Consider the following 25,253-nt stretch of genomic DNA (forward strand, 5'->3'; position numbering starts at 1 on the left):
AGCCGTACCTGTCCGGGCTCAGGAGCCTAGGACGGCCGGGGGTGGGTCCGCGGGCGTATCACCCGCGGATTAGCACATTCGAGTGACGGCATTCGCGTTCTGCGAGCAGCTCAGGTCTCGTGTGCCGTCGCCGTCACGTCGTGCTCGGGGACGGCCTGGCCCGAGCGGATCAGGTCGATCCGGCCCATGACCTTGGCGCGCAGGTCGGTCGGCACGTCGTCACTCCCGCAGCACCGCTTGACCAGCTTCTTCACGGCCTCCTCCAGCCCGTACTTCTCCAGGCAGGGGGAGCACTCCTCGAAGTGGTGCTGGAACTTGTCCCGGTCCAGCGGGGGCATCTCGCTGTCGAGGTACTCGTACAGGTGGTCGAGGACCTCACCGCAGTCCGTCTCGTGCGGATCTCCGCAGCTCATGAGCCCGAACCTTTCGCTTCGTTCGACTCTCCGGCACCGGCCGGGACCAGCCCGCGCTCGCGGGCGTAGTCCTCGAGCATGCCGCGCAGTTGACGGCGGCCCCGGTGCAGCCGGGACATCACCGTACCGATGGGTGTCCCCATGATGTCCGCGATCTCCTTGTACGCAAAGCCCTCTACGTCCGCGAGATACACGGCGATCCGGAACTCCTCGGGGATGGCCTGAAGCGCCGCCTTCACGTCCGAGTCGGGCAGGTGGTCCAGCGCCTGCGACTCCGCGGAGCGCAGACCGGTGGACATGTGCGACTCGGCGCGCGCCAGCTGCCAGTCCTCGATCTCCTCGGCCGCGCTGCGCTGGGGTTCACGCTGCTTCTTGCGGTACGAGTTGATGAAGGTGTTGGTGAGGATCCGGTACAGCCAGGCCTTGAGGTTGGTGCCCTCACGGAACTGGTGGAAGGACGCGTACGCCTTCGCGTACGTCTCCTGCACCAGGTCCTCGGCGTCCGCCGGGTTGCGCGTCATGCGCAGCGCGGCGGAGTACATCTGGTCGAGGAACTCGAGCGCGTCCCGCTCGAAGCGCGCGCTGCGCTCGGCGGTCGATTCCGCGCCCGTCTCCTGGCTCACGCCCTGGCCCTCGGGCAGCTCCGCCTGGCCGTTGTCGGTCCCTGCGTCGGTACCGGTGACCGGACCCACCTCCTCATGATCGCGGGTAGGACCGAAACCGATCCCACTCGAATCGGAGGATAGACGACTACCCGCGCCTGCCGCCGCTCCAATAGGAGCGGTCCTGGCCGCGTGCAGCACCGTCCAGTCGAGCTCGGCGCGGCTGCTGCGGCTCGGGCAGATGGTCGAACCCATGCGGCGGACTTCCTCTCCCACTGACGTCGGTGCCGGTTGTTCAGCACTTCTGTCCGCCTCAACAGCGCCCGGCTCCTCCACATTCCCCACCCCACCCGTCACCTCACCCGAGTGACGCGGCCCACCGGGCGACGCCGGCCGTGACGACCTCCATCGTCTCCTCCTCGGTGACCCCGGCCCGCTTGGGCACGGCGAACCCGTGATCGCCGTACGGCACCTCCACGAGGGCGTACCCGCCCTCGGGAAACTCGTCCGGTCTGCCGAAGGGATCGTTCCCGCCCTGGACGACGAGCGTCGGCACGCCCGCCCCGAGCAGCTCGTCGGCGCGGGACTTCTCCGGCCGGCCCGGCGGGTGGAGCGGAAAACCCAGGGCCAGTACGGCGTGCGCACCGAGCTCGCGGGCCGTGCGGCAGGCCACCCGGGCGCCGGCCGACCGTCCGCCCGAGATCACCGGCAGCCCGGGCGCGACGACGGCGGGCCAGATCCCGCGCCAGCCGGTGTCGAGGGTCTTCGGCGCGGGCGCGAGCTTCTTGCCGGCGACCCGCCAGGGCTGCTCCACGAGGGCGACGCTCACCCCGCGTCCGGGCAGCGCGGCGGCGAGCGCCCGAAGGTCCCGGGCCTCGATGCCGCCCCCGGCGCCGTGGCCGACGGCGAGGACGAGCCGCGGCTCGCCGGCCCGGTGCCAGGTGATGCGGGCGGTGCCCGCCTCGGTCTCCACCGTTTCGGTGCTCACGTCAGAAGAGTGTGCCCTCCTCGGGCCCCTCCAGCTCCTTCAGCAGCTCCGCGCCGTTGTTGCGGACGTTGCTGACGGCCGTGGACACCGGGTAGGCGCGCATCAGTCCGGCCGGCGGGGGTTCGAGGAGCGAGCGGAGGTCGTCGACGTCCGTGCGCGCCGGGTCGAGCCAGGCGTCCCAGCGGTCCGGGGTGAGCATCAGCGGCATCCGGGGGTGGATGTCGGCGAGGGCGTGCGGACCGTCGGCGGTGGCCGCGGCGAGGGGGGTGGTCTCCGCCTCGGTCGTGATCACCGAGCACGTCACCCACCACGCCCGCGGGTGGTCGTCGGGCAGGGTCCGGTCCCGCCAGAACTCGTACAGGCCGGCCATCGCGAAGACCGAACCGTCGGCCGGGAGCACGAAGTAGGGCTGCTTGCGGGGCCGCTTCCTCTTCCCCTCGACCTCCAGTTCCCGTTCCTGGCCGCCGGTGACCCACTCGTAGTAGCCGTCGGCGGGCAGGACACAGCGCCGGGTGGCGAAGGCGCGGCGGTAGGAGGGCTTCTCGTGGACGGTCTCGGCGCGCGCGTTGATCATCCGAGCGCCGCCCTCGGGGGTCTTCGCCCAGGAGGGGACGAGTCCCCACTTCAGCTTCCGCAGCTGCCGAACCGGGCGCTTGTCGTCTGCGTCCTTCACCGGACGGTCGAGGACGGCGTAGACCTCCTTGGTCGGCGCCACGTTGTAGTCGGGCTCCAGGGCCTCCTCGGGCTCCCACTTCTCGACTTCAAAGACTCCTGCGAGATCCTCGGGCCTGCGACTCGCTGCATACCGTCCGCACATACGTGCCACACTGCCAGACTCCGTGAGCCGAAAGGGAGCCACCAGCAAACATGGAGAGCACCGCCGCCCTCGCGCTGCCCGACCTGTGGGACCGTCTCGTCGGCACCCAGTCCGACCCCGACCTGTGGGTGGTGGTGGCCACCGCGGTCGCCGCCCTCGCGGTCGTCGTGCCGCACACCCTGTGGCGGATATCGCGCAACGCGATCACCATCGCCCACGAGGGTGGTCACGGCCTGGTCGCGCTGCTGACCGGCCGCCGCCTGACCGGGATCCGGCTGCACTCCGACACCAGCGGCCTGACCCTGAGCCGGGGCAAGCCGCACGGCCTCGGCATGATCCTCACCGCGGCGGCCGGCTACACCGCTCCCCCGCTGCTCGGCCTGGGCGGCGCCGCCCTGCTCGGCGCCGGCCGCATCACCCTGCTGCTGTGGGCGGCGACGGCGCTGCTGGTCGTGATGCTGGTGATGATCCGCAACGCGTACGGCGCCCTCACGGTGGTCCTCACCGGCGGCACCTTCCTGCTGGTGTCCTGGCTGGCGGGACCGCAGGTGCAGGCGGCCTTCGCGTACGCGGTGGTGTGGTTCCTGCTGCTGGGCGGCGTACGGCCCGCCTTCGAACTCCAGGCGAAGCGCTCACGCGGGGGCGCGGGCGACTCGGACGCGGACCAGCTGTCCCGTCTGACGCACGTGCCGGCGGGCCTGTGGCTGTTCCTGTTCCACGCGGTGAGCCTGTGCGCCCTGCTGGGCGGGGGCAGGTGGCTGCTGGGGCTGTGAGACAGCCCCGGAGCGGCGCGGCACGAGGGTGGCGGAGGTGACCTCCGCGGCTCCCTCGCGGGGCGGACGCGGCCCCGACGGCGCCGCACCCGGAGGACGGCCGACCACTAAAGTGGAGCCCATGGCCCCGAACCCCGCCCACACCGCCCTCTGGCCCGCCCCGCACGCGAGCGAGGCCGTCGCCGCGACGGTCCACGTGCCGGGGTCGAAGTCCGTCACCAACCGTGCCCTGGTCCTCGCCTCCCTCGCCTCCGAGCCCGGCTGGCTGCGCCGTCCCCTCCGCTCGCGCGACACCCTGCTGATGGCGGCCGCCCTGCGCGAGATGGGCGTCGGCATCGAGGAGACCGTGTCGTCCAGCTCCTCCGGCGCCGGCAGCCCCGACGGCACCGGCGAGGCCTGGCGGATCCTCCCCGCGGGGCTGCGCGGACCCGCCACGGTCGACGTCGGCAACGCGGGCACGGTGATGCGCTTCCTGCCGCCGGTCGCCGCCCTCGCCGACGGCCCCGTCCACTTCGACGGCGACCCGCGCGCGTACGAGCGTCCCCTGAACGGCGTCGTCGACGCGCTGCGGGTGCTCGGCGCCCGGATCGACGACGAGGGCCGCGGCGCGCTGCCGCTGACCGTGCACGGCGGGGGCGCGCTGGACGGCGGGACGGTGGAGATCGACGCCTCGTCGTCGTCCCAGTTCGTGTCGGCCCTGCTCCTCTCCGCCCCCCGCTTCAACCAGGGCGTCGAGGTCCGCCACACCGGCTCCACGCTGCCCTCCATGCCGCACATCCGGATGACGGTCGACATGCTGCGCGCGGTCGGCGCGCAGGTGGACACCCCGGAGTCGGGCGGCGAGCCGAACGTCTGGCGGGTCACCCCCGGCGCCCTGCTGGGCCGGGACCTGACGATCGAGCCGGACCTGTCCAACGCCCAGCCGTTCCTGGCGGCGGCGCTGGTGACGGGCGGCCGGGTGCTCATCCCGGACTGGCCGGCCCGCACCACCCAGCCGGGTGACCGGCTGCGCGAGATCTTCACCGAGATGGGCGGCTCCTGCGAACTGGCCGACTACGGCCTGGTCTTCACCGGCTCGGGCTCGATCCACGGCATCGACGTCGACCTGGGCGACGTCGGCGAGCTGACTCCGGGCATCGCGGCGGTCGCCGCCCTCGCGGACTCCCCGTCCACCCTGCGGGGCGTGTCCCACCTGCGCCTGCACGAGACGGACCGGCTGGCCGCGCTGACCAAGGAGATCAACGAGCTCGGCGGCGATGTGACGGAGACCGCCGACGGTCTGCACATCCGCCCCCGCCGGCTGCACGGCGGGATCTTCCACACCTACGACGACCACCGCATGGCCACGGCCGGCGCGATCATCGGCCTGGCCGTGGAGGGCGTGCAGATCGAGAACGTGGCGACGACGGCGAAGACGCTGCCGGACTTCCCGGAACTGTGGACCGGGATGCTCGGGGTATAGGGACTTTCGCCATGCGCCGCTATGACAAGCACACCGACCAGGACGACATCCGCAGCCGCCCGAACCGCAAGGGCAACCGGCCTCGCACGCACATCCGTCCCAAGCACGAGGACTCCGTCGAGGGCATGGTCCTCACCGTCGACCGGGGCCGGCTGACCTGCCTCGTGGAGGACCGGATCGTCCTCGCGATGAAGGCCCGCGAACTGGGCCGCAAGGCCGCGGTGGTGGGCGACCGGGTCGCGATCGTCGGCGACCTGTCCGGCAACAAGGACACCCTGGCCCGCATCGTCCGCATCGAGAAGCGCAGCTCGGTGCTCCGCCGCACCGCGGACGACGACGACCCGTTCGAGCGGGTGGTCGTCGCCAACGCCGACCAGCTCGCCGTGGTCACCGCCCTGGCCGACCCCGAGCCCCGCCCGCGCCTGATCGACCGCTGTCTGGTCGCGGCCTACGACGGCGGTCTGACTCCGCTGCTGGTCATGACGAAGTCCGACCTGGCCTCGCCGGACAAGCTGCTGGAGCTGTACGGCCACCTCGACATCCCGTACGTCGTCACCAGCCGCGAGGAGCTGGAGAACGGCGACTCGGCGGACCGGGTGCGCGAGTTCCTGACCGGGCGGGTCACGGCGTTCGTCGGCCACTCGGGCGTCGGGAAGACGACCCTGGTCAACGCGCTGGTCCCGAAGGAGCGCCGACGGGTGACCGGCGATGTGAACGCGGTGACCGGCCGCGGCCGTCACACCACGACGTCCGCGCTGGCCCTGCCCCTGGCGGGCACGGGCGACTGGGTGATCGACACCCCGGGGGTCCGGTCCTTCGGCCTGCACCACGTCGACCCGTCCAGGGTGATCCTGGCCTTTCCCGACCTGGTGCCGGGAACGGAGGGCTGCCCGCGCGCGTGCAGTCACGACGAGCAGGACTGCGCACTGGACGCGTGGGTGGCCGACGGCCACGCCGACCCGGCGCGGCTGTACTCCCTGCGCCGGCTGCTGGCCACCCGCGAGCGCACGGAAGGCGACTGACCCACCGGCTGACCCACCTGACCCACCGGCTGATCCATCGGCTGACCACCGCGTTGTTTGCGTCCACCCGGGCCCGGTAAGTGCATAATCGCACCGAGCCGGAGCCGGACCGGGCCGGGCGGACGGAGGGACAGCACATGGCGTGGCTGCTGGTCGTCGTGGCCGGGTTGCTCGAGACCGGTTTCGCCGTCTGCCTCAAGCTGTCCCACGGCTTCACGCGACTGTGGCCCACCATCGCCTTCTGCGCCTTCGCCCTCGGGAGCTTCGGTCTGCTGACCCTCTCCCTGAAGAAGCTCGACGTGGGCCCCGCCTACGCCGTGTGGACCGGCATCGGCGCGGCGGGCACCGCGATCTACGGCATGGTCTTCCTGGGCGACCTGGTGTCGACCCTGAAGCTCGTCTCGATCAGCCTGGTGATCATAGGAGTGATCGGGCTCCAGCTGTCGGGGTCGGCTCACTGACCCGAGCGGTCGGCCGGCTGCCGCTGGAGCGCCCCTCGCACCAGCTCCGCGACGCCGCCCTCCCCCGCCGGGGGAGCCGACACGCAGGACAGGGCGAGCCGGACGGCGAGTTCGCAGGAGCGTGCGAGGTCGGCGGCGTCGGCCCGGACGGCGCCGGGGCCACCGAGCACGGCCACGGCCCGGTCGCGGACGGCGCCCACCAGGTCGCCGGGCGAGGGCAGCGGCCCGTCCGCCCGCCGCTGGGCCGGTACGGCGCAGGAGGACGGCACCGCGGAGAGCGTCGGCGAGGGCAGGCTCTCGCTCCAGAAGCCGGTGAGGACGGCCCGTGCGAGGGGGTTGTCGCGGGCGACGGAGGTGGTCCACACGGCGGTGGCGGTGAGCCTCTCCCGGGCATCGCCGCGCACGGCCAGCGCCCGCTCGACCCCGGCGAGGTATCCGTCGGCCTCACGCCGCACGAGCGCCCTGGCCAGGCCCTCCTTGCCACCGAACTCGTTGTACAAAGTCTGCCGGGACAGCCCGGCCGCCGCGGCGACGTCCACCATGCGCACCGCGGCCCACGGCCGTAGCGCGAGCGCCTCGAAGGCGGCGTCCAGTAGGGATTCCCGCGCTGAGGACATCATCGCCTCCTGGGGCCGGCGGCTCTGCGCCCAGGTTTGACGCGGACGGCAGCACTGTCAAGGGTCCGCGGTCCATCGCCGGCACGGCGCACGTCCACGGCGCCGCGACGTCCACCGCTCCTCCACCGTCCATCCCGCGGTCCCCTGTGGCCCGTTCTCACCTCCGGCGGATACGGTTCGTCCCATGCCGGACTACCACGACGACCTCCGATTCGCGCACGTCCTCGCGGACGCCGCCGACGCCGTGACCATGGACCGTTTCAAGGCCCTCGACCTCAAGGTCGAGACCAAACCGGACATGACCCCGGTGAGCGAGGCCGACAAGGCCGCCGAGGAACTCATCCGCGGTCAGCTCCAGCGGGCCCGTCCACGCGACGCGATCCTCGGCGAGGAGTACGGCGTCCAGGGCACCGGCCCCCGCCGCTGGGTGATCGACCCGATCGACGGCACGAAGAACTATGTGCGGGGCGTTCCCGTCTGGGCCACCCTGATCGCGCTGACGGAGGCCGGCGAGGGGGGTTACCAGCCCGTGGTCGGTGTCGTCTCCGCGCCGGCGCTGGGCCGTCGCTGGTGGGCCGCGAAGGGACACGGCGCCTTCACCGGACGCAGCCTGACCTCGGCCTCCCGTCTGCGCGTGTCCCGGGTCTCGAACCTCTCCGACGCCTCCTTCGCGTACTCCTCGCTGACCGGCTGGGAGGAGCGCGGGCACCTGAACGGCTTCCTCGACCTGACCCGCGAGGTGTGGCGCACGCGCGCGTACGGCGACTTCTGGCCGTACATGATGGTGGCCGAGGGCTCGGTCGACCTCTGTGCCGAACCCGAGCTATCGCTCTGGGACATGGCGGCCACGGCGATCGTCGTGACGGAGGCCGGCGGTACCTTCACGGGCCTCGACGGACGCCCGGGCCCGCACAGCGGCAACGCGGCCGCGTCGAACGGGCTGCTCCACGAGGAGCTGCTGGGTTACCTCAACGAGCGCCACTGAAAGGCCCGCCGCACCCTCACAGATGAGCGCGCGCGCCCTCAATTGGCTGCGCGCGCCCTCTTGTTGACCCGCGCTTTACCTGCCACGCTGACAGCACCCCCCACTTGTGAACTTGTGAATCCATGAACAACCGTGGATTCTTAGGAGGTGGCTCCAGCCATGCTCGTCCGCGACGCCATGAGCACGGTGGTCCTCACCATCGGCCCCGCACACACCCTCCGACAGGCCGCCGCCCTGATGGCCGCCCGCCACGTCGGCGCGGCCGTCGTCCTCGACCCGGACGCCGGCGGCATCGGCATCCTCACCGAGCGGGACATCCTCAACTCCGTGGGCCTGGGGCAGGATCCGGACACGGAACGCACCCACGCCCACACCACCGACGACGTCGTCTTCGCCGCCCCCGACTGGACCTTGGAGGAGGCGGCCCGGGCGATGGCCCACGGCGGCTTCCGGCACCTGATCGTCCTCGACCGCGACGGACCGGCCGGCATCGTCTCGGTCCGCGACATCATCCGCTGCTGGGCACCGGCACGGCAGCAGGTACCGGCCTGAGCGCACGAACGGGCCGGACCCCCCGAGGGGAGCCCGGCCCGTTCGTCCACGACAAGCGGTCCAGTGCTGTCGGCCGCGCAGGGCCTTGGACCGCGGCCTCCAGCCGCTCGCCGTGAATCCTGTCGACCCGCTCCGGCAGACCCGATCGTACGGATCCGATCCTACCGTGGACTTCATCCAAATCCATTCAGGATCTAAAGTCACACCTATTCGGGACCTGGTCCCTGTAGCTGCTAGGCTGAATCCATGAGCGACCTACTGGAACGACTGCGCGGACGCGGATGGCGGATGACCGCGCAGCGGCGTGTCGTGGCCGAGGTGCTCGACGGCGACCATGTCCACCTGACCGCCGACGAGGTGCACTCCAGGGCCGTCGTCCGGCTGCCCGAGATCTCCCGGGCGACCGTCTACAACACGCTCGGCGAGCTGGTCTCGCTCGGCGAGGTGCTCGAGGTCGCCACCGACAAGCGCGCCAAGCGGTACGACCCGAACGCGCACCGCCCGCACCACCACCTGGTGTGCGCCCGGTGCGGGGCGATCAAGGACGTCCACCCGGGCGGCAACCCGCTGGCCGACCTCCCCGACTCGGAGCGCTTCGGCTTCACGGTCTCGGACGTCGAGGTCACGTACCGCGGGGTCTGCCCGGACTGCGCGGCGGCGTGACCCGCCCTTCCGGCGCCTCCGCGCACGCGGGGTTCCCGAATCTGACGGGCCGTCATATCGTCAGGGGCTGTGGGAGTTCCGTATCCGAAACTCAGCGCACGTGATCTGACCCGAACCTTCGGCCGTGGCCCGGGCGCGGTGGCTGCCCTCGGCCCCCTCGAACTGACCGTCGCCCCCGGCGAGTTCACCTGCGTCGTCGGCCCCTCGGGCTGCGGCAAGTCCACGCTGCTGCGCATCGCGGCGGGCCTGTTGCGCCCGAGCACCGGCACGCTGGAGATCCGCACCGCGAGCCCTCGGCCCGCCGCCATGATCTTCCAGGACTACGGCATCTACGACTGGAAGACGGTCCGCGCCAACGTCCGCTTCGGCCTGGACGTCCAACGCGTCCCCCGTCGCGAGGCGAACGCCCGCGCCGACGACTGGCTTGCCCGCACCGGCCTGACGGACTTCGCGGACGCCTACCCCGCGACCCTCTCGGGCGGTATGCGCCAGAGAGTGGCCCTCGCCCGCGCCCTGGCCGTCGAACCCGAAGTGCTGCTGATGGACGAGCCCTTCGCGGCCCTGGACGCCCAGCTCCGCACGATCCTCCAGGACGAGCTCCTCGACCTCACCCAGGCCACCCGCACGACCACCCTCTTCATCACCCACAGCCTGGAGGAGGCGATCGTCCTCGGCGACCGCGTCCTGGTGATGTCCGCCCGCCCCGGCCGGATCATCGCCGAGCACCGCCCGCCCTTCCCGCGCCCGCGCACGGGGGACATCCGCGCGACCCCCGAGTTCACGGCCCTGAAGGGCGAGTTGTGGGACCTGCTGCGGAGGGAGGCGGTGCCGGCGTGAGCATCCTGCTGAGGAAGTCCGGCCCGGGCGCCGACGCCGGTCCGGACGGGCCGGTCCTGGTCCGCCGCCCCGGCCCCGAGGAACTGCGTCCCGTACGCACCCACCGCCGCCGCCGGGCCCTGGAGCTGTCCCTGGCGGTCGCGGTCCCCCTGCTGCTGGTGCTGCTGTGGCAACTGGCGGCCGGCCGCGGCTGGATCGACGACCGCGTGTACCCGGCCCCGTCCACGATCCTCGCCGACGGCTGGGACCGGGCGGCGGCCGGCGAGCTGTGGCCCGATGTGTGGGCCACGCTGAAGCGTGTCCTGGGCGGCTATGCGCTCGGTACGGCGTCGGGCTACGCGCTGGGCCTGCTGATGGGTTCCCTCGCGCTGGTCCGGGCGGCCCTGGAACCGCTCCTGGACGCCCTGTACGTCGTACCGAAACTGGCCCTCCTGCCGGTCTTCCTGAACATGTTCGGCCTGGGCGAGGGCCCTCAGGTGGCCCTGGTGGCGACGACGGTCTTCTTCTTCGTGTGGATCTCGACGATGTCGGCGGTGCTCGCGATCCCCGCCGGCCACCGTGACGCGGGCCGCGTCTTCGGCGCCTCCCCGTGGCAGATGTTCCGTCACGTCCTGCTCCCGGCCTCGCTGCCCGCCGTCCTGGTGGGCGCGCGGATCGCGGCGGGCGTGGCGGTCCTCGTCATCGTCGCCTCGGAGCAGATCGCCGCGGCGGACGGCCTGGGCCACCTGATCTTCGACTCGCGCGCACTGTTCCAGAACGACGTGATGTTCGTCGGGATCGTCTGTGTGGCGGCGCTCGGAGTGGTCTTCTCCGAGCTGGTACGCATCGTGGGACGGCTGCTCACCCCGTGGGCGCCGCGGGACCGGGGCCGGGGGCAGTCATGAGGAGACGAGTCCGCGGGTTCGTCCGCGCCCTGCCGGTCGCGGGGGCCCTCGCGGCCCTGCTGACCTCGACGGCGTGCTCGTCGCCGTACGCGGGCGACGACGACGCGGGGGCCGGGTCCCAGGGCGCGACGCGCGCGATCCGTCCGGTCGAGGGCTGCGGCACCACCTCCTGGACGGACCCGGCGGACCTCTCCGCCGGCCGCGCTCCCGCCCGCTGCCAGCCGGGCGCCCCGCCCCCTTCGCCCCTCTCCGGGCACCGCAGGCTCACCATCGCCACGGGCACGCTGAGCGCGGAGTACGTGGCCCCGCTACAGGTAGCCCTCGACAAGGGCGAGTTCGCCCGGGAGGGCCTGGACGTCACCCTCAAGGTCCTGCCGACGCCGGACGCCCTGCCCCTGCTGGCCAAGGGCGATGTCGACGCCCTGTGGGCGGCCCCCGAGGCGGCGGTCATGAACGGCGTGCGGGGCGGCTTCGGCATCCGCTGGGTGGCCGGGAACTTCTCTCCCGGCCCCGGCTCGAAGAGCGGCCTGTGGGTACGGCTGAAGGACGGCGAGAGCGCGGCGGACGTCGGGATGGCCGGCCGGCGGCTGGGCACGATGATCGGCAAGGGCTCGGTGATCGCGTACCCCATGGAGCAGGCCCTGCGGCGGCACGGCGGCGACCTGGCCGGGATCCAGTACCAGCAGCTCGGCTCCGCCGACGTGCTCACCGCCCTGGAGAACGGCGGTGTGGACTCGGCCTGGCTGCTCGACCCGGTCTGGCGCAAGGTCGACGGCAAGCCGGGATACGCCTTCCTCGGCGGCCAGCCACCGGGCGAACCCCTGGGCGGCCTGCTGTACGGCCCGAGTCTGCTCGCCGACGACATGGACGCCGGGGTGGCCCTGCTGCGGGCCTACATCCGTACCGTGAACACGTACTTCGCCTCGGACTACAAGAAGGACGCCGCGTTCGTCACGTATCTCGCGAAGCTGCTGAAGATCGACGAGGCGATCCTGGAGTCCACGCCCTCGCTCCGGATGGACTGGGAGATCCGCGCGGGCACGACCGACCGCCTCCAGGCCGCCTACGAGGCCCAGGGAGTCACGTCGGAGTCGACATCCCCGCTCCCCGAGTCGAGAACGGTGAACCGGCGCCTGTACGAGGAGGCCGTGGGCCACGGATGACCCGGACGGCCGGGCGGCAGAACGACGGAGGGCCCGGAACTCTTTCGAGTTCCGGGCCCTCCGTCTTCAGTAGCGGGGACAGGATTTGAACCTGCGACCTCTGGGTTATGAGCCCAGCGAGCTACCGAGCTGCTCCACCCCGCGCCGTTGAATGCAACGTTACGTGAAGGGGAAGGACAAAGGCAAATCCCTTGCCCGGCACTCGTCGACGCAGGTCGGAGCGGGTCGCCCCGCCCGGCGTCCGAGGACGGGACCCTCTTCGCCCGGGGCACCGCCGGGGCGCGAGACAGCGCCACCCTCGTGCGCGGACGCCGTCAGGCCGACAGCTCCTCGCGCAGCGCGTCCCGCAACCGGGCCGCCCGCTCGGCCACCTCGTCCGGCCCCAGCGACACCGCGCGGTCGGCCCACCGCTGCCCCTCGGCCAGCTCACCGCGACGCGCGTAGACCAGGGCGAGCCGCAACGCCGCCCGCCCGTGTCCGGCGTCGGCCGCCCGCGTCCACCACACCGCCGCCTCGGGCTCGCTCCCCTCCCGCGCGAGCAGCAGTCCGAGGTTGAAGGCGCCGTTGCGCGACCCGGCCTCCGCGGCCGTCCGGTACCAGCGCGCGGCCTCCACCACGTCCCCGCGCGCGGCGGCCAGCATCCCGACCCGGACCTGGGCCCGGCGGTGCCCCTGGGTCGCGGCCCGCTCGTACCACTCCTCGCACTCGGTCTTCTCGTGGACGATCTCCCCGAGTTCGTGCGCGGGCTGCTGCGGGCGCCGCGCGTCCAGCACGGCCGCCAGCCGGTACGCCGCCTCCGCGCTCCCGCCGCCGGCGGCGCACCGCAGATGCCGTTCCGCCTCCCGCTCGTCCCCGTCACGCAGGCGCGCGATACCGACCTGGAGCGCCGCCTCGGTGTGCCCGGCGGCCGCCGCACGCTCGTACCAGCGCAGTGCCACGGCCTCCTCGCCCCGCCCCGCGAACAGGATCCCGAGGTTGAACGCGGCGTCGACGCTGCCCGCCTCCGCCGCCTTGGAGAACCAGGGCTCGGCCCCGGCCGTGTCGCCGCCCTGGAGCAGCAGGATGGCGAGCGCGTTGGCCGCCTCCCGGTGCCCGGCGTAGGCGGCGCGCCGGTACCACTGCTCGGCCTGCACGGTGCGGCCCTGCTCGGCGCAGAGCAGGGCGAGGTTGTAGGCGCCGTTGTCGTCGCCGGCGTCCATCGCCGCCCGGTACCACCGCTCGGCGGTCTGCGTCTGGCCCCGCTCGGCGTGCAGCGCGCCCAGCGCGTTCGCCGCGTTGCCGTCGCCCTCCTGCGCGGCCCGCAGCCACCAGATCGCCGCGTTCTCGGTGTCGCCGGCGTCGCGCAGCAGGAACCCGAGCGCGCAGGCGGCCCGCGCCTCGCCGTCCTTGGCGGACGTCAGGTACCAGCGTCCGGCCTCCTTCAGGTCGCCGCGCCGCTCCAGGATCGTCCCGAGGTGCAGGGCGGCCCGCCGGTGCCCGCGCGCGGCGGCCTGGCGGTACCACTGCTCGGCCTCCGCCCGCACGATGACACCGTTGTCATGGCCGCATCCGTCCCCGTCGCCGTCCGTGCGGGAGCACTCCTGGTGGTCGAGTGCTCGGGCCAGCCGGTACGCCGCCTCCCGGTGCCCCCGCTCGGCGGCGGCCCGCAGCCACTGCTCGGCTCCGGGGTCCCCACGGTGTTCCAGCAGGTCGGCGAGGGCGTACGCGCCCAGCGCGTGGCCCTGCTCGGCGGACTGGCGCAGCCAGTACTCGGCGGCCGGCTCGTCGCCGCACTCGCGACGGTGGCGGCCCAGGGCGTGCGCGGCGGCGGCGGATCCGGCGACGGCGGCGACCCGCCACCATCCGGCGGCCTCGTCGGGGTAACCGCGCTGGTGGAGGAGGACACCCAGGTTGTTGGCGGCGGCCCGGTCGCCCTCGGCGGTGGCGGCACGCAGGTGGGGCTCGGCTCCGTCGAGGTCACCGCGGCGCAGCAACATGGCCCCGAGGACACTGACGGCCTCGACATCGCCGGCTTCCGCCGCGAGCCGCAGGCTCATCTCCTCGACGGCCTCCCCCGTCTCGACGGCGTCCGCCGTCTCGTCCCGGCTCTCGTCCGGGGTCGCTTCCTCACCGGAAGGCTGCACAAACCGCCCTGTCTCGAACAGAGTTGCCTTGTCCCCCATAACGTCCATCGTCGCACCACCCGCAACCCGGGTACACCTGGTATACCGCGGCCCGTAAGGTCACTTCAGCGTTTTGTCGACATGCCCACAGAGAGACAAGTCAAACACGGATCGCCCAACTCCCCACGGCGGCGCGGCCACCAGACCCCCCGGCACATGCGTTCGCACACCACGAAGGCCCGGATCCTTTTCAGGATCCGGGCCTTCGTCTTCAGTAGCGGGGACAGGATTTGAACCTGCGACCTCTGGGTTATGAGCCCAGCGAGCTACCGAGCTGCTCCACCCCGCGTCGTGTTCCACAACCGTACCACGACGCGGGGTGGGCAAGATCAGCCGCTGCTGGGACTGGGACTCGGACTGCTGCTCGCGCCGCCTGCCGAGCCGCTGCCGGAGCCACCGCTCGGACTCGCCGAACTGGTCGGGCTCGGACTGCTGCTCGCCTTGGCACCCTTGTCCGCCGCGGCCTGCGCGTCCTCGGCCCGCTTCAGCGCGGCCTCGAGGTCCTTCTGCGCCTTGGCGTACGCGTCCCAGTCCGGCTTCTTCAGAGCCTCCTGGCCGGCCGTGAAGGCCTCCTGGGCGTCGGCCAGCGCCTCCCTGACCGTCGGGTTGGCGGAGGTCGGCGGTGGGGTGGTGCCGCCCTCGTCCGCCGGTGGCGGGGTCGCGCCCTCGGCGCCGAAGACCTTGTTGAGGGCCTCGTCCAGGGTGTCCTCGAAGGCGGTGTTGCCGCCGTAGGTCACCAACACCTTCTTCAGGAGCGGGTACTTGAGTCCGCCACCGCGCACATAGACGGGCTCCACGTACAGCAGACCGCCGTCGAGTGGGACCGTCAGCAGGTTGCCGTACTCGATGTCGGAGTCGCCGCCCTTCAGAAGCCTGATGGACTCGGCGATGTCCTGTTCGGAGTTGAACTGGCTCTGCACCTGTTTGGGGCCGTCGACGGTCGTACTGGTCGGCAGTTTCAGCACTCTGATCTTGCCGTAGTCGGGCGTGCCCGCCTCGGAGTCGACCGCCATGAACGCGCTGAGGTTGTCCCGGCCGTTGGGCGTGAACGTCGTCGTCAGCGAGAACGCCTGCGCCTTCTGGTCGGGCATCTTCATGCTCAGGTAGTACGGCGGCACCGCGTCACCCGACTTGTTGGACGGGTCGTCCGGCACCTGCCACACCTCGCTGCCACTGAGGAACGTCGTCGCGTCCTTCACGTGGTACCGGGTGAGCAGCTCGCGCTGGACCTTGAACAGGTCCTGCGGGTACCGGAGATGGGCCATCAGGTCGGCCGAGATGGACGACTTGGACTTCACCGTGCCGGGGAACGCCTTCATCCAGGTCTTCAGGACCGGGTCCTTGGTGTCCCACTGGTACAGCTTGACCTCGCCGGTGTACGCGTCGACGGTCGCCTTCACCGAGTTGCGGATGTAGTTGACCTGGTTCTGCTGGGCCACCACCGCGCGGTTGTCGTTGGTCGCGGTGAGCGAGTCGGCCGTGGTGTCGCCGAGGGTCGTACGGGAGGCGTACGGGTAGCCGTTCGTCGTGGTGTACGCGTCGACGATCCACTGGATCTTGTGGTTGACCACGGCCGGGTAGGCGTCGCCGTCGATGGTCAGCCAGGGGGCGACCGCCTCGACGCGCTCCTTGGGCGTGCGGTTGTACAGGATCCGCGATCCCTCGCCGATGGCGCCGGAGTACAGGATCTGCGGTTCGCCGAACGCCACCGCGTACGCGGCCCGGTTGACCGGGTTGGAGAGGTTGACCCCGCTCTTGCCGGTGTAGCTGGTGGTCTTCTCACCGGCGTCGTCGGAGTAGTCGATCTCCTTCTGGGGACCGCCGACGATCGAGTACGCGGTCGTCTTCTCGCCGTAGTAGATCCGCTGCTGGTACGTGCCCAGGTCGCCCTCGGAGGGCAGGTTGGACTCCGTGAAGAGCGGGCGGCCCTCGGCGTCGGCGGTCGTGCCCTTGGCGGCGACCACGCCGTAACCGTGGGTGTAGCGGAAGTGGTTGTTGATCCAGTTCTGCTTGTCGACGCCCGCGAGGTTCAGCTCGCGCAGACCGATGACGGTGTCCTGGTCGGCACCGTTCACGTTGTAGCGGTCCACGTCCAAATTGGTCGGGAACGCGTAGTACTTCCGCATCTGCTGGAGCTGCTGGTACGTCGGGGACACGATGTTCGGGTCCAGGACGCGGATGCTCGCCGTGGCGTCGACGTCGTCGCGCAGCGTCGTCTTGTCCTTGGTCGTGCTCGTCCCCGAGTACTCGGTGACCTGCGCGCCGTCGATGCCGTACGCCTCACGTGTCGCCTTGAGGTTCTTCTCGACGTACGGGGCTTCCTTGGCCTGCTCGTTCGGCTGGACCTGGAACTTCTGGACGATCGCCGGGTACAGCCCGCCGATGAGGATCGCCGAGAGCACCATCAGGCCGAAGCCGATCACCGGAAGCTGCCAGGTGCGCCGCCACAGGGTGGCGAAGAACAGCAGGGCGCAGATGACGGCGATGCAGAACAGGATCGTCTTCGCCGGCAGATACGCGTTGGCGTCGACGTACCTCAGGCCCGTCCAGTTGTCCGTCGCCTTGAAGTCGCTGGACTTCACGGCCAGGCCGTAGCGGTCGAGCCAGTAGGCGACCGCCTTCAGCGCGACGAAGATGCCCAGCAGCACCGACAGGTGGCCGGTGGCCGCGGCCGTGGCGCGCGCGCCCGGGCTGGTGACGCGCAGCCCGCCGTACAGGTAGTGGGTGAGCGCGGCGGCGATCAGCGAGAGGATCGTGGCGGCGAAGCCGAAGCCGAGCAGGAACCGGTACCAGGGCAGGTCGAACGCGAAGAAGGACACGTCGAGGTGGAACTGCGGGTCCTTCTGGTGGAAGGGCACGCCGTTGACCCACATCAGCCAGGTCCGCCACTGACCCGCCGCCGAGGCGCCCGCGATCAGGCCCACCAGGGCGGTGATGCCCAGCAGCAGCCACGTCTTGTACGGCGCGATGCCCATGCGGTAGCGGTCGAGGCTCTGCTGCTCCATCGACATCGCGCTGAGCGGCGGCCGCAGCCGGTGCGCCAGCCAGATGTTGAAGCCGACCGCGAGGGCCATCAGCAGGCCGAAGACGAAGAACAGCCCGATCTTGGTCCACAGCGTGGTCGTGAAGACCGACGAGTAGTTCACCGAGCGGTACCAGAGCCAGTCCGTCCAGAACCCCGCGAACATCGTGAACGCCATGCCGAGTACGGCTAGGACGCCCAGCGTCATGAGCAGGGTCCGGACGCGCCGGGACGGGCGGCCCACTCTGATCCGCGGCCCCGTGGGGCCTCCGCCGCGGTCCGGCATCTGGAAAGCCAAGGTGCGCACCTCGAAAGTCGCAGTTGATCCGTCAGGCCCGCGTGTTCGCCGACCGTTCGTGGCCCCCCGTGATCGCGGGCCCACACCTATGCAACTTACTCACCGTTTACTCGGTTCCCGATTCCACCCCTGAACGAGGCAGGATTGTGACCATGTCCAACACTCCCATGGCGGCGAGCCCGCTCACCCGGGCCGTACTCGAGATCGACGAGTACGCCTCCGGCCTCGGCTGGGACCAGCCCGCCCGCCTTTTCGCCCTCGTAGACACCGCTCGGCTGCGAACCCAGGAACCGTCGCTCGCCGCCCAGCTCGGCCTTCAGGACGAGTCCGAGACCACCGGTCTCACCCCGATCGAGCAGGACGAAGTGCCAACGGACAAGCCGCTCGACGAGTTCCTCGCCACGATCGCGTGGCCCGACGCGGTGGTGGGCTGCGCCCTCACCGTGGAGCGTCTGATGCTGCCCCCGTCGGCGGAGGCTCAGGTCCCGCAGGGCCTGAGCGACAGGAAACTCGCGAAGTGGGTCGCGGAGCACCCCGACCGCCAGGAGGTCCGGATGACGGTCGGCGTCCTGCGTGACGGCACCCGCGACTCGGCGCTCCGACTGCGCGAGAAGGACGCGCCGATGGAGGTCCTCACCGGCGCGGGCCTCGTGCCGGGCCTCGCCGAGGCCTTGTCGGCGACGTTCACGGAGTAACCCGTTCGCGAAGCAGCCCTCGTGGCTACTTCGTGCACTTCGGCAGGTCCGCGGTGTCGCCGCCGCGGATGTCCTTGAGGGCGTCGAGGGCGTCGTCGATGGTGTCCACCTTGACGAGCCTGAGCCCCGAGGGGGTGTCCGCGGCGGCGGCCGCGCAGTTCTCCGCGGGGGTCAGGAAGTACTTGGCGCCCTGGCTGCGCGCGCCGACCAGCTTCAACTCGATGCCGCCGATCGGCCCGACCTTGCCGGCGTCGTCGATGGTCCCGGTGCCGGCGACGAACGTGCCGCCGGTCAGACTGCCCGGCGTGAGCTTGTCGTAGATGCCGAGCGCGAACATCAGACCGGCGCTGGGCCCGCCGACGTCGGCGAGCTTGATGTCGATGGTGAACGGGAAGGTGTGGTCGGTCCCGGCCGAGATCCCGACGATGGCACGCTTCTCGCCGCTGTCGTCGGAGGACGCGGTCGTGATGGTGACGTCCTGCGTCTTGGTCGCCGCCCTGTTCGCCTTCTCGGCGGCCGCCTGCTCCTTCGCCGGGACGATGCGGAAGACGACCTTCTCGCCCGCCTTGTGCCGGGTCACCAGCTTCGCGACGTCGCCCGGCTCCTTCACCGCGGTGCCGTCGACGGCCTTGATCACGTCACCGGCGTGCAGCCGGCCCTCGGCCGGGGAGCCCTTCACCACCGTCGAGACGATCACCCAGGACGTCACCGGGATGTCCAGCTCCTTCAGGGCGGCGACCTTGGCGCTCTCCTGGGACTGGCTGAACTCCTCGGCGTTCTCCTGGGTGGACTGCTCCTCGGTCTTGCCGTCCGGGTACAGCGTGTCGTGCGGCACGACCTTGTTGTCGTGCGCGAGCCAGCCGTAGACGGCCTCGACGAGGTTCATCCGGTAGTCGGCGCTGGTGACCCGCACGGTGGTCATGTTCAGGTGACCACTGGTCGCGTAGGTCTTGCGCCCGGAGATCTGGAGCACCGGCTCGCCCCCGTGATCGCCCAGGGTGTTCACCGTCGGCCCGGGGGACATCTCCGCGTACGGCACGGGGATGAGTACGCCCGCACACAGGAGCGCGATCAGCATCAGGGTGGAGGCGAGCATCGTCGCGGTGCGGCGTGGCATGACTCGACACTACGGGACGCTTCTGTCAGCGCACCGTCAGGGCTGCCACCCGGGTCACGTACGCGAGTGGGGCTTCTCCATGGCCGCCCGGAAGCGGGCGTATCCGTCCAGCTCAGGCCCGTCGCTGCGGGCCTTCCGGGTCCGGTTGGCCCAAGTCCCCCACAGACCGGCGCCGACAGCGGCGACAAGCGGAATCAGCAACCAGGCGAGCGCCGCCATGCCGACCTCCCAACCCTGTGTGCCCCCACAACTGACTGATCAGCAGATTAACCATCCGCAGGGACAACGCTCACGGCAGGGGTGCGGTTACGCAACCGGAGGCGATTCAGCAGGCGCCCACCCATTCGTCGGTACCGTCCGAGAACTTCTGGTGCTTCCAGATGGGCACTTCGTGCTTCAGGTCGTCGATCAGCTTCCGGCAGGCCTCGAAGGCCTCCCCGCGATGCGGGCACGAGACGGCGACCACGACCGCGAGATCACCGACCCCGAGGTCCCCCACCCGGTGCACCGCGGCCAGCGCCCGCACCGGGTACTCGGCGACGACCTTCTCCGCGACCCGCCGCATCTCCGCCTCCGCACCGGGGTGGCACGAGTACCCGAGCGCGTCGACGTCGGCGCCCCCGTCGTGGTTGCGCACCGTGCCCACGAAGAGCGCGGTGCCGCCCGCCGCGTCGTCCCCGACGGCCTTGAAGACCTCGTCCAGGGAGAGCGCGGTGTCACGAACGGCGATCAGCTTGATGGGATCCTGCGCTGCCCGCTCGCCGGGATGGTCGTCGATGGCTGCCATACCCCCCATCGTGCCGCACCCCGGGGAGCGGGCGAAATAGCGCGATCACCCGGCACACGCGCGTACCGCTTTGGAGCGAACTCCAAAGGGTCAGCCCGTCCGGGCGTACCCCCCGCTCACCGCCGCCGGGCCTTGCGGGCGCGCCGCACCACGGCCGCCGCACCCAGCAGAGCGACCGTCGCCCCGGCCGCGCCCGCGGCGGTGGCGTCCTTGCGCCCGAGTCGCCGGCCGACGACGGTGTGCCGTCCGGCCACCTCCGCCAGCAGTTCCGCGAGGACCTCCTCGTTGGTCCACCGCGGCCGCCATCCCGCGTCGTGCAGCCGGCTCCCGCTCACCACCCAGGGGTACATCGTGTAGGCCAGGTCCCCGGCCGGCGACGGCGTCAGCCCGATCCGGTGCAGCCGCGCGGCGGCGCCCAGCGCGACCGCCGACGGCAGCTCCATCCGCCGGATCCCGCTGAGCTCCTCGACCTCCTCCTGCTCCAGCCATCCGTCGCAGCCGACGGCCAGCTCGCCCTCGACCTTCTCCAGGACGGCGTACTCCAGGGCGCTCACCAGGTCCTCGACGTGGCAGAACTGCCAGGCCGGCCGCGACCCGGCGACCACCAGCAGCCGCGGCGACTCGAAGTACCGCGTCAGCGCGGTGTCCGTACCGCCGACCAGCACCGCGGGCCGCACCACGGTGACGTTGAGCCCCGGATGCGCCCGGGGCGCGCGCCGGGCCAGCCGTTCGATCTCCAGCAGGTCCCCGACGCCGGTCGCCTCCGCCGTGGCCCGCAGCTCCGCGTCCTCCGACAGCGGCAGCTCGTTGTCCTCGAGCGCGCCGTAGACCATCGCGGAGGTGCACAGCACCACTCGGTGCACCCCGGCCGCCGCGGCGGCCGTCAGCACGGTCTGCGTGCCGCGCACGTTGTAGGCCGTCCGGGCGGCGGCGTCACTCCCCAGGTCGAGGTCGAGCGCGAGGTGGACGACGACGTCCGCGCCGCGCAGCTTGTCGGCGATCGCCGGGTCGCGGACGTCGAGGATGTGCCACTGCGCCGCGTCGCACTCGCCCCGGCGCTCGTCGACGGCGACGACCTGCTTGACCTCCTCCGACGTGGCGAGCCGCTCGGTGAGCAGCGCGCCGATCCCGGTCGCTGCGCCGGTCACGGCGACGACCGGCCCGCGCGCACCGCCCGGGGTCGAGTGGTTTCGCGCTGCGCGAACCTGCGGATCTGGGGAACTCACCAGGTGTCTCCAGCGGTTGTCTTGGCATACGGGCGCGAGTGAAGCGTACGTACCAGGTGGCATCCATCCTGCCGCAGGCCAGGAGTCGGCGAAGCACCGAGGCCCGATCGAGCCGGGGTGTCTACGCTGGGTGGTGTTGCAGGGCAGTCGCCGCCGGCCGATAACCGGTGGCCTTACCAGCCGAGGAACCCCGTGAGTGACACCCCATTCGGATTCGGCCTTCCGCCGGAGGAGCCGGAAGACGGCGACGAGGGCAAGAAGAAGGACCCGCAGAGCGGCGGTGGTCAGGGACCGGCCAACCCGTTCGGTTTCGGCGGGATGCCCGGCGCCGGAGGCTTTGGCGCCCCCGGTGCGGACAATCCGCTCGCCGCGATGTTCGGTTCGCTGAACCCCACCGACCTGGGGGCCGCCTTCCAGCAGCTGGGCCAGATGCTCTCCTACGAGGGCGGCCCGGTGAACTGGGACATGGCCAAGCAGATCGCCCGCCAGACGGTCGCCCAGGGCACCGCCGACGGTGTCAAGGACGCCAGCGTCGGCCCCTCCGAGCGCACCGCGGTCCAGGAGGCCGTCCGCCTGGCCGATCTCTGGCTGGACGACGCGACGTCACTCCCGTCCGGCGCGGGCACCGCCGTGGCGTGGTCGCGCGCGGAGTGGGTCGAGGCGACCCTGCCCGCGTGGAAGGAGCTGGTCGACCCGGTCGCCGAGCGCGTCGGCGCGGCCATGGGCGATGTCCTGCCGGAGGAGATGCAGGCCATGGCCGGCCCGCTGATCGGCATGATGCGCTCGATGGGCGGCGCGATGTTCGGCTCGCAGATCGGCCAGGCCGTGGGCGTGCTCGCGGGCGAGGTCGTCGGCTCGACCGACATCGGCCTGCCGCTCGGCCCGGCCGGGCGTGCCGCGCTGCTGCCGGTCAACATCGAGGCCTTCGGCAAGGACCTGGGCGTGACGAAGGACGAGGTGCGGCTCTACCTCGCGCTGCGCGAGGCCGCCCACCAGCGTCTCTTCGCGCATGTGCCGTGGCTGCGCTCGCACCTGTTCGGCGCCGTCGAGGGCTACGCGCGCGGGATCAAGGTCGACACGGCCAAGCTGGAGGACGTGGTCGGTCAGTTCGACCCGCAGAACCCGGAGCAGTTGCAGGACGCGTTGCAGCAGGGCATGTTCCAGCCGGAGGACACCCCGGCGCAGAAGGCCGCCCTGGCACGTCTGGAGACGGCCCTGGCGCTCGTGGAGGGCTGGGTGGACGCGGTGGTGCACGCGGCCGCGAAACCGCGCCTGTCGTCCGCCGACGCGCTGCGTGAGACCCTGCGACGCCGACGTGCCTCGGGCGGCCCGGCCGAGCAGACCTTCGCCACGCTGATCGGTCTGGAGCTGCGCCCGCGCCGCCTGCGTGACGCCTCCCGCCTGTGGGCGTCCCTCACGGACGCGCGCGGGGTCGACGGCCGTGACGCCCTGTGGGCGCACCCGGACATGCTGCCCACGGCGTCCGACCTGGACGACCCGGACGGCTTCGTGCACCGCGAGCAGCTGGACTTCTCCGAGCTGGACAAGATGCTCGGCGAGGCGGCGTCCGGCGGCAAGCCGAACCTGAAGAAGGACGACGCGACCGACGCGACCGACTCCGAGGACGACGACACCGAGTGAGCCTGTACGACGACGCGGTCCTCGTCCTCAAGGGGTACGAGGGCCAGGAAGAGCTGCGCCAGGCCTATCTGGACCATCTCGCGGCGCACCCGGACGGCCTGTGGAAGGCGTGCGGGGACGGGCACATCACGGCGAGCGCGATGGTGATCGACCCGGAGCGCGGCCGGGTGCTGCTGACCCTGCACAAGAAGTTGCGGATGTGGCTCCAGATGGGCGGCCACTGCGAGCCGGCCGACGCGACCCTGCGGGCGGCCGCACTGCGCGAGGGAACCGAGGAGTCCGGCATCGAGGGGCTGACGCTGCTCCCGGGCGGCCCCGTGCGCCTGGACCGGCATCACACGCCGTGCGCGTGGCACTACGACGTCCAGTACGCGGCGCTCGCTCCGGCCGGAGCCGTGGAGGCCATCAGCGACGAGTCCCTCGACCTGCGCTGGTTCACCTACGACGAGGTCGCGGACGTGGCCGACGATTCGGTCGTCCGGCTGCTGGAGGCGGCACGGGCACGTCTGTGAGGCGGAACGCGGATGTCCGGGCGGCTGTGAGGGGGAACGAGTAAGGGGCGACCTTCTGGCGGCCGCCCCTTACGTCTGCTTTCCGGACCGTCAGCTCCAGGCGTTGCCCTGGTTCTGCTGCCGTACGCCCTGCTGTCCCATGCCGTACTGGGCGGCCAGGCCGGAGCCGATCTGAGCGCCCTGCGGCGGCAGCAGCTCGCTGGGCTGCACCAGCGCGTAGCCGGTGCCCATGAAGCTGAGCTCCCAGCCCTCACCGGTGTTGCCGCGCCGGCGCCACACTCCGGAAGAGTGCGTCTGGGCCTGCATCTGCACCCTCAGCCCGGTGGACCAGGCGACGATGGCGTCGGCGTCGCAGTTGACGTACTTGTCGGGCGTGACCTGCATCATCAGCGGCGCGCCCGAGGTCATCAGGGCGACCTTGCCGCGGCCGGTGATGTTGAGCTGGTACTTCCCGGAGCCGGAGATGCCGTAGAGGCTGTCGACGGCGATGACCTCGTGGTGCAGCGCCGAGTCCATGGCCAGCACATAGCTGCTGTCCACGGTCAGGCCGTCCTGCTCCACGTCCACCACATGGATGTGCTGGGCGAGGTTGGCGAGGTAGACCGTGCCCTGCCCGTGGCAGCGCATGAGGTCCAGGCCCTCGCCCGTGAACGCACGCGCGCGTCCCTGCTGGTTGTTCTGGTACTCGGCGTCGAACTCCATCAGGCCCTGGTAGGCGACCATCGTGCCCTTGCGGGCGAGGATGTCGTCGTGGCCCTCCAGGCCGACCCGGAGCATCTGCTTGTTCTGCAGACTCCAGCGCTCCTGGGTTTGCGAGTCGTTGTGCGCGAAAAGTGAGCTCTGCATGGCGTTTCTGGCTCCCCCTCAGCCCCGGACCCGGAGGCGGTCGGTGCTGTCCTCACTGGGCTGGACGACGACGATGCCCTGGCCGGAGAAGGCCATCTGGTAGGCCTCACCGCTGCCCCGGCCGATGAGCGACTGCGCCTTGAAGCTGCGCTTGCCCTTCACCTTGAGGTTCGGCGACCAGGCGACGAGCGCGTCGGGGTCGACGTACGTCTCGTCCTCGCCACCGCCGCAGTCGACGACGATCGGCTTGCCCCGGGAGGTCAGCGCGACCCAGCCCTGCCCGGAGATCTTGGTGTTCCACAGTCCCTGACCGGCGAACTTCGCGAGCCCCTTGACGCGCTCGACGCCCCAGGTGAGATGCGCGTCGAAGGCGAGCAGGTTGGTGGCGTTGACGGAGATGCCGTCGCCGTTGAGGTTGATCACGACGACGTTGGCGCCGTAATCGGCGAGGTAGAGCAGGCCGTCACCCGAGCACTTCATCAGGGGCGCGCCCTCGCCGGTCATCCAGTCGCGCGCGATCTGGCGTACGGCCGGCGGGTTGGGCTCGTACTGCACGAAGCCCTCGTAGGCGACCATCGAGCCCACGCGCGCGAGGAGGTCGTTCCCCGTCTGGAGGGCGACCTTCAGCATGTGGTTGCCGTGGTTCTCCATACGGGCGGTGACGGGTGCGGGGGCGTAGCCCGCGAGTGGCTGGTTCATGACGGGCTC

25 protein-coding genes and 2 tRNA genes are annotated in these 25,253 nt (G+C 71.4%); 13 read left to right on the forward strand and 14 right to left on the reverse strand.

Going from position 1 to position 25,253, the window contains the following annotated elements:
* Positions 1 to 110 precede the first annotated feature (110 nt).
* From rsrA to OG440_RS12090, 4 genes are all read right to left on the reverse strand, one after another.
* Positions 111 to 413 carry a mycothiol system anti-sigma-R factor gene (gene rsrA, locus OG440_RS12075; RefSeq protein ID WP_406006843.1) on the reverse strand — a complete coding sequence of 101 codons (303 nt, stop codon included), beginning with the start codon at positions 411 to 413 and terminating at the stop codon, positions 111 to 113.
* Positions 410 to 1,270 (reverse strand): sigma-70 family RNA polymerase sigma factor, encoded by an 861-nt coding sequence (locus OG440_RS12080; RefSeq protein ID WP_406006844.1) that lies wholly within the window; start codon positions 1,268 to 1,270, stop codon positions 410 to 412. Before OG440_RS12080 ends, rsrA begins: the two co-directional genes overlap by 4 nt.
* A gap of 103 nt (positions 1,271 to 1,373) precedes the next feature.
* Positions 1,374 to 2,003, reverse strand: a complete 630-nt coding sequence (locus OG440_RS12085; RefSeq protein ID WP_406006845.1) for an alpha/beta family hydrolase — start codon at positions 2,001 to 2,003, stop codon at positions 1,374 to 1,376.
* A 1-nt stretch (position 2,004) separates the two neighbouring features.
* On the reverse strand, positions 2,005 to 2,820 hold the full coding sequence (locus OG440_RS12090) for an SOS response-associated peptidase (RefSeq protein WP_406006846.1): 816 nt from the start codon (positions 2,818 to 2,820) through the stop codon (positions 2,005 to 2,007).
* A 50-nt stretch (positions 2,821 to 2,870) separates the two neighbouring features.
* Between OG440_RS12090 and OG440_RS12095 the strand changes: the two genes are divergently transcribed.
* The 4 genes from OG440_RS12095 (at position 2,871) to OG440_RS12110 (ending at position 6,538) form a co-directional block, all read left to right on the forward strand.
* Positions 2,871 to 3,593, forward strand: a complete 723-nt coding sequence (locus tag OG440_RS12095; RefSeq protein ID WP_406006847.1) for a M50 family metallopeptidase — start codon at positions 2,871 to 2,873, stop codon at positions 3,591 to 3,593.
* A 121-nt stretch (positions 3,594 to 3,714) separates the two neighbouring features.
* Entirely contained in the window at positions 3,715 to 5,055 is a 1,341-nt protein-coding gene (gene aroA / locus OG440_RS12100; protein ID WP_406006848.1) for a 3-phosphoshikimate 1-carboxyvinyltransferase, read from the forward strand.
* A gap of 11 nt (positions 5,056 to 5,066) precedes the next feature.
* Positions 5,067 to 6,077 (forward strand): ribosome small subunit-dependent GTPase A, encoded by a 1,011-nt coding sequence (rsgA, locus tag OG440_RS12105; protein WP_406006849.1) that lies wholly within the window; start codon positions 5,067 to 5,069, stop codon positions 6,075 to 6,077.
* Between the two features lie 137 nt (positions 6,078 to 6,214).
* Positions 6,215 to 6,538 (forward strand): multidrug efflux SMR transporter, encoded by a 324-nt coding sequence (locus tag OG440_RS12110; RefSeq protein ID WP_062642293.1) that lies wholly within the window; start codon positions 6,215 to 6,217, stop codon positions 6,536 to 6,538.
* On the opposite strand, the gene OG440_RS12115 is transcribed toward OG440_RS12110, so the two are convergent.
* Complete coding sequence (locus OG440_RS12115; RefSeq protein WP_406006850.1) at positions 6,532 to 7,155, reverse strand: TetR/AcrR family transcriptional regulator; 624 nt, start codon at positions 7,153 to 7,155, stop codon at positions 6,532 to 6,534. The genes OG440_RS12110 and OG440_RS12115 overlap by 7 nt on opposite strands.
* Before the next feature lie 184 nt (positions 7,156 to 7,339).
* Here OG440_RS12115 and hisN point away from each other — a divergent pair, with 184 nt between their 5' ends.
* The 6 genes from hisN to OG440_RS12145 all read left to right on the forward strand — a co-directional run bounded on the left by hisN (position 7,340) and on the right by OG440_RS12145 (position 12,239).
* The gene (hisN, locus tag OG440_RS12120) at positions 7,340 to 8,140 is read left to right on the forward strand and encodes a histidinol-phosphatase (protein ID WP_406006851.1); all 801 of its coding nucleotides are present in this window, start codon (positions 7,340 to 7,342) and stop codon (positions 8,138 to 8,140) included.
* Positions 8,141 to 8,299: 159 nt separating this feature from the next.
* Positions 8,300 to 8,692 carry a cyclic nucleotide-binding/CBS domain-containing protein gene (locus OG440_RS12125; protein WP_406006852.1) on the forward strand — a complete coding sequence of 131 codons (393 nt, stop codon included), beginning with the start codon at positions 8,300 to 8,302 and terminating at the stop codon, positions 8,690 to 8,692.
* 246 nt (positions 8,693 to 8,938) lie between these two features.
* Positions 8,939 to 9,355, forward strand: a complete 417-nt coding sequence (locus tag OG440_RS12130; protein WP_406006853.1) for a Fur family transcriptional regulator — start codon at positions 8,939 to 8,941, stop codon at positions 9,353 to 9,355.
* A 69-nt stretch (positions 9,356 to 9,424) separates the two neighbouring features.
* Positions 9,425 to 10,192 carry an ABC transporter ATP-binding protein gene (locus OG440_RS12135; RefSeq protein WP_406006854.1) on the forward strand — a complete coding sequence of 256 codons (768 nt, stop codon included), beginning with the start codon at positions 9,425 to 9,427 and terminating at the stop codon, positions 10,190 to 10,192.
* Positions 10,189 to 11,076, forward strand: coding sequence for an ABC transporter permease (locus OG440_RS12140; RefSeq protein ID WP_406006855.1), 888 nt, complete (start codon positions 10,189 to 10,191; stop codon positions 11,074 to 11,076). The genes OG440_RS12135 and OG440_RS12140 overlap by 4 nt, the downstream gene beginning before the upstream one ends.
* Positions 11,073 to 12,239, forward strand: coding sequence for an ABC transporter substrate-binding protein (locus OG440_RS12145; protein ID WP_406006856.1), 1,167 nt, complete (start codon positions 11,073 to 11,075; stop codon positions 12,237 to 12,239). The genes OG440_RS12140 and OG440_RS12145 overlap by 4 nt, the downstream gene beginning before the upstream one ends.
* A gap of 70 nt (positions 12,240 to 12,309) precedes the next feature.
* Here the strand turns inward: OG440_RS12145 and OG440_RS12150 are convergent.
* The 4 genes from OG440_RS12150 to OG440_RS12165 all read right to left on the reverse strand — a co-directional run bounded on the left by OG440_RS12150 (position 12,310) and on the right by OG440_RS12165 (position 17,709).
* Positions 12,310 to 12,383, reverse strand: a tRNA-Met gene (locus OG440_RS12150).
* Between the two features lie 170 nt (positions 12,384 to 12,553).
* Complete coding sequence (locus OG440_RS12155; protein WP_406006857.1) at positions 12,554 to 14,410, reverse strand: tetratricopeptide repeat protein; 1,857 nt, start codon at positions 14,408 to 14,410, stop codon at positions 12,554 to 12,556.
* Positions 14,411 to 14,616: 206 nt separating this feature from the next.
* Positions 14,617 to 14,690 (reverse strand) — tRNA-Met (locus tag OG440_RS12160).
* A gap of 40 nt (positions 14,691 to 14,730) precedes the next feature.
* The gene (locus OG440_RS12165) at positions 14,731 to 17,709 is read right to left on the reverse strand and encodes a UPF0182 family protein (protein ID WP_406011329.1); all 2,979 of its coding nucleotides are present in this window, start codon (positions 17,707 to 17,709) and stop codon (positions 14,731 to 14,733) included.
* Positions 17,710 to 17,873: 164 nt separating this feature from the next.
* Here OG440_RS12165 and OG440_RS12170 point away from each other — a divergent pair, with 164 nt between their 5' ends.
* On the forward strand, positions 17,874 to 18,416 hold the full coding sequence (locus tag OG440_RS12170; RefSeq protein ID WP_406006858.1) for a PPA1309 family protein: 543 nt from the start codon (positions 17,874 to 17,876) through the stop codon (positions 18,414 to 18,416).
* A 25-nt stretch (positions 18,417 to 18,441) separates the two neighbouring features.
* Here OG440_RS12170 and OG440_RS12175 read toward each other — a convergent pair whose 3' ends face one another.
* The 3 genes from OG440_RS12175 to OG440_RS12185 form a co-directional block, all read right to left on the reverse strand.
* On the reverse strand, positions 18,442 to 19,533 hold the full coding sequence (locus tag OG440_RS12175) for a PDZ domain-containing protein (protein WP_406006859.1): 1,092 nt from the start codon (positions 19,531 to 19,533) through the stop codon (positions 18,442 to 18,444).
* A gap of 325 nt (positions 19,534 to 19,858) precedes the next feature.
* Positions 19,859 to 20,320 carry a molybdenum cofactor biosynthesis protein MoaE gene (locus OG440_RS12180; RefSeq protein WP_406006860.1) on the reverse strand — a complete coding sequence of 154 codons (462 nt, stop codon included), beginning with the start codon at positions 20,318 to 20,320 and terminating at the stop codon, positions 19,859 to 19,861.
* 116 nt (positions 20,321 to 20,436) lie between these two features.
* Positions 20,437 to 21,546, reverse strand: a complete 1,110-nt coding sequence (locus tag OG440_RS12185) for an SDR family oxidoreductase (RefSeq protein ID WP_406006861.1) — start codon at positions 21,544 to 21,546, stop codon at positions 20,437 to 20,439.
* Between the two features lie 192 nt (positions 21,547 to 21,738).
* Here OG440_RS12185 and OG440_RS12190 point away from each other — a divergent pair, with 192 nt between their 5' ends.
* Both OG440_RS12190 and OG440_RS12195 read left to right on the forward strand, forming a co-directional pair.
* Positions 21,739 to 23,187 (forward strand): zinc-dependent metalloprotease, encoded by a 1,449-nt coding sequence (locus tag OG440_RS12190; protein WP_406006862.1) that lies wholly within the window; start codon positions 21,739 to 21,741, stop codon positions 23,185 to 23,187.
* Positions 23,184 to 23,699, forward strand: coding sequence for an NUDIX hydrolase (locus OG440_RS12195; protein ID WP_406006863.1), 516 nt, complete (start codon positions 23,184 to 23,186; stop codon positions 23,697 to 23,699). Before OG440_RS12190 ends, OG440_RS12195 begins: the two co-directional genes overlap by 4 nt.
* A 90-nt stretch (positions 23,700 to 23,789) precedes the next feature.
* Here OG440_RS12195 and OG440_RS12200 read toward each other — a convergent pair whose 3' ends face one another.
* Both OG440_RS12200 and OG440_RS12205 read right to left on the reverse strand, forming a co-directional pair.
* Positions 23,790 to 24,545 carry an AIM24 family protein gene (locus tag OG440_RS12200; protein ID WP_406006864.1) on the reverse strand — a complete coding sequence of 252 codons (756 nt, stop codon included), beginning with the start codon at positions 24,543 to 24,545 and terminating at the stop codon, positions 23,790 to 23,792.
* Between the two features lie 18 nt (positions 24,546 to 24,563).
* Positions 24,564 to 25,244, reverse strand: a complete 681-nt coding sequence (locus OG440_RS12205; RefSeq protein ID WP_020130800.1) for an AIM24 family protein — start codon at positions 25,242 to 25,244, stop codon at positions 24,564 to 24,566.
* Positions 25,245 to 25,253: the final 9 nt, after the last annotated feature.

It is taken from the genome of Streptomyces sp. NBC_00637 (genome assembly GCF_045161545.1).
Taxonomy (GTDB): domain Bacteria; phylum Actinomycetota; class Actinomycetes; order Streptomycetales; family Streptomycetaceae; genus Streptomyces.

What these genes read in the sequence shown, in the direction of transcription:
- rsrA (WP_406006843.1), bottom strand. Translation starts at nt 413, where the DNA reads ATGAGCTGCGGAGATCCGCACGAGACGGACTGCGGTGAGGTCCTCGAC.
- OG440_RS12080 (WP_406006844.1), bottom strand. Translation starts at nt 1,270, where the DNA reads ATGGGTTCGACCATCTGCCCGAGCCGCAGCAGCCGCGCCGAGCTCGAC.
- OG440_RS12090 (WP_406006846.1), bottom strand. Translation starts at nt 2,820, where the DNA reads ATGTGCGGACGGTATGCAGCGAGTCGCAGGCCCGAGGATCTCGCAGGA.
- OG440_RS12095 (WP_406006847.1), top strand. Translation starts at nt 2,871, where the DNA reads ATGGAGAGCACCGCCGCCCTCGCGCTGCCCGACCTGTGGGACCGTCTC.
- aroA (WP_406006848.1), top strand. Translation starts at nt 3,715, where the DNA reads ATGGCCCCGAACCCCGCCCACACCGCCCTCTGGCCCGCCCCGCACGCG.
- rsgA (WP_406006849.1), top strand. Translation starts at nt 5,067, where the DNA reads ATGCGCCGCTATGACAAGCACACCGACCAGGACGACATCCGCAGCCGC.
- OG440_RS12110 (WP_062642293.1), top strand. Translation starts at nt 6,215, where the DNA reads ATGGCGTGGCTGCTGGTCGTCGTGGCCGGGTTGCTCGAGACCGGTTTC.
- OG440_RS12115 (WP_406006850.1), bottom strand. Translation starts at nt 7,155, where the DNA reads ATGTCCTCAGCGCGGGAATCCCTACTGGACGCCGCCTTCGAGGCGCTC.
- hisN (WP_406006851.1), top strand. Translation starts at nt 7,340, where the DNA reads ATGCCGGACTACCACGACGACCTCCGATTCGCGCACGTCCTCGCGGAC.
- OG440_RS12125 (WP_406006852.1), top strand. Translation starts at nt 8,300, where the DNA reads ATGCTCGTCCGCGACGCCATGAGCACGGTGGTCCTCACCATCGGCCCC.
- OG440_RS12130 (WP_406006853.1), top strand. Translation starts at nt 8,939, where the DNA reads ATGAGCGACCTACTGGAACGACTGCGCGGACGCGGATGGCGGATGACC.
- OG440_RS12145 (WP_406006856.1), top strand. Translation starts at nt 11,073, where the DNA reads ATGAGGAGACGAGTCCGCGGGTTCGTCCGCGCCCTGCCGGTCGCGGGG.
- OG440_RS12155 (WP_406006857.1), bottom strand. Translation starts at nt 14,410, where the DNA reads ATGGACGTTATGGGGGACAAGGCAACTCTGTTCGAGACAGGGCGGTTT.
- OG440_RS12165 (WP_406011329.1), bottom strand. Translation starts at nt 17,709, where the DNA reads ATGCCGGACCGCGGCGGAGGCCCCACGGGGCCGCGGATCAGAGTGGGC.
- OG440_RS12170 (WP_406006858.1), top strand. Translation starts at nt 17,874, where the DNA reads ATGTCCAACACTCCCATGGCGGCGAGCCCGCTCACCCGGGCCGTACTC.
- OG440_RS12175 (WP_406006859.1), bottom strand. Translation starts at nt 19,533, where the DNA reads ATGCCACGCCGCACCGCGACGATGCTCGCCTCCACCCTGATGCTGATC.
- OG440_RS12180 (WP_406006860.1), bottom strand. Translation starts at nt 20,320, where the DNA reads ATGGCAGCCATCGACGACCATCCCGGCGAGCGGGCAGCGCAGGATCCC.
- OG440_RS12200 (WP_406006864.1), bottom strand. Translation starts at nt 24,545, where the DNA reads ATGCAGAGCTCACTTTTCGCGCACAACGACTCGCAAACCCAGGAGCGC.
- OG440_RS12205 (WP_020130800.1), bottom strand. Translation starts at nt 25,244, where the DNA reads ATGAACCAGCCACTCGCGGGCTACGCCCCCGCACCCGTCACCGCCCGT.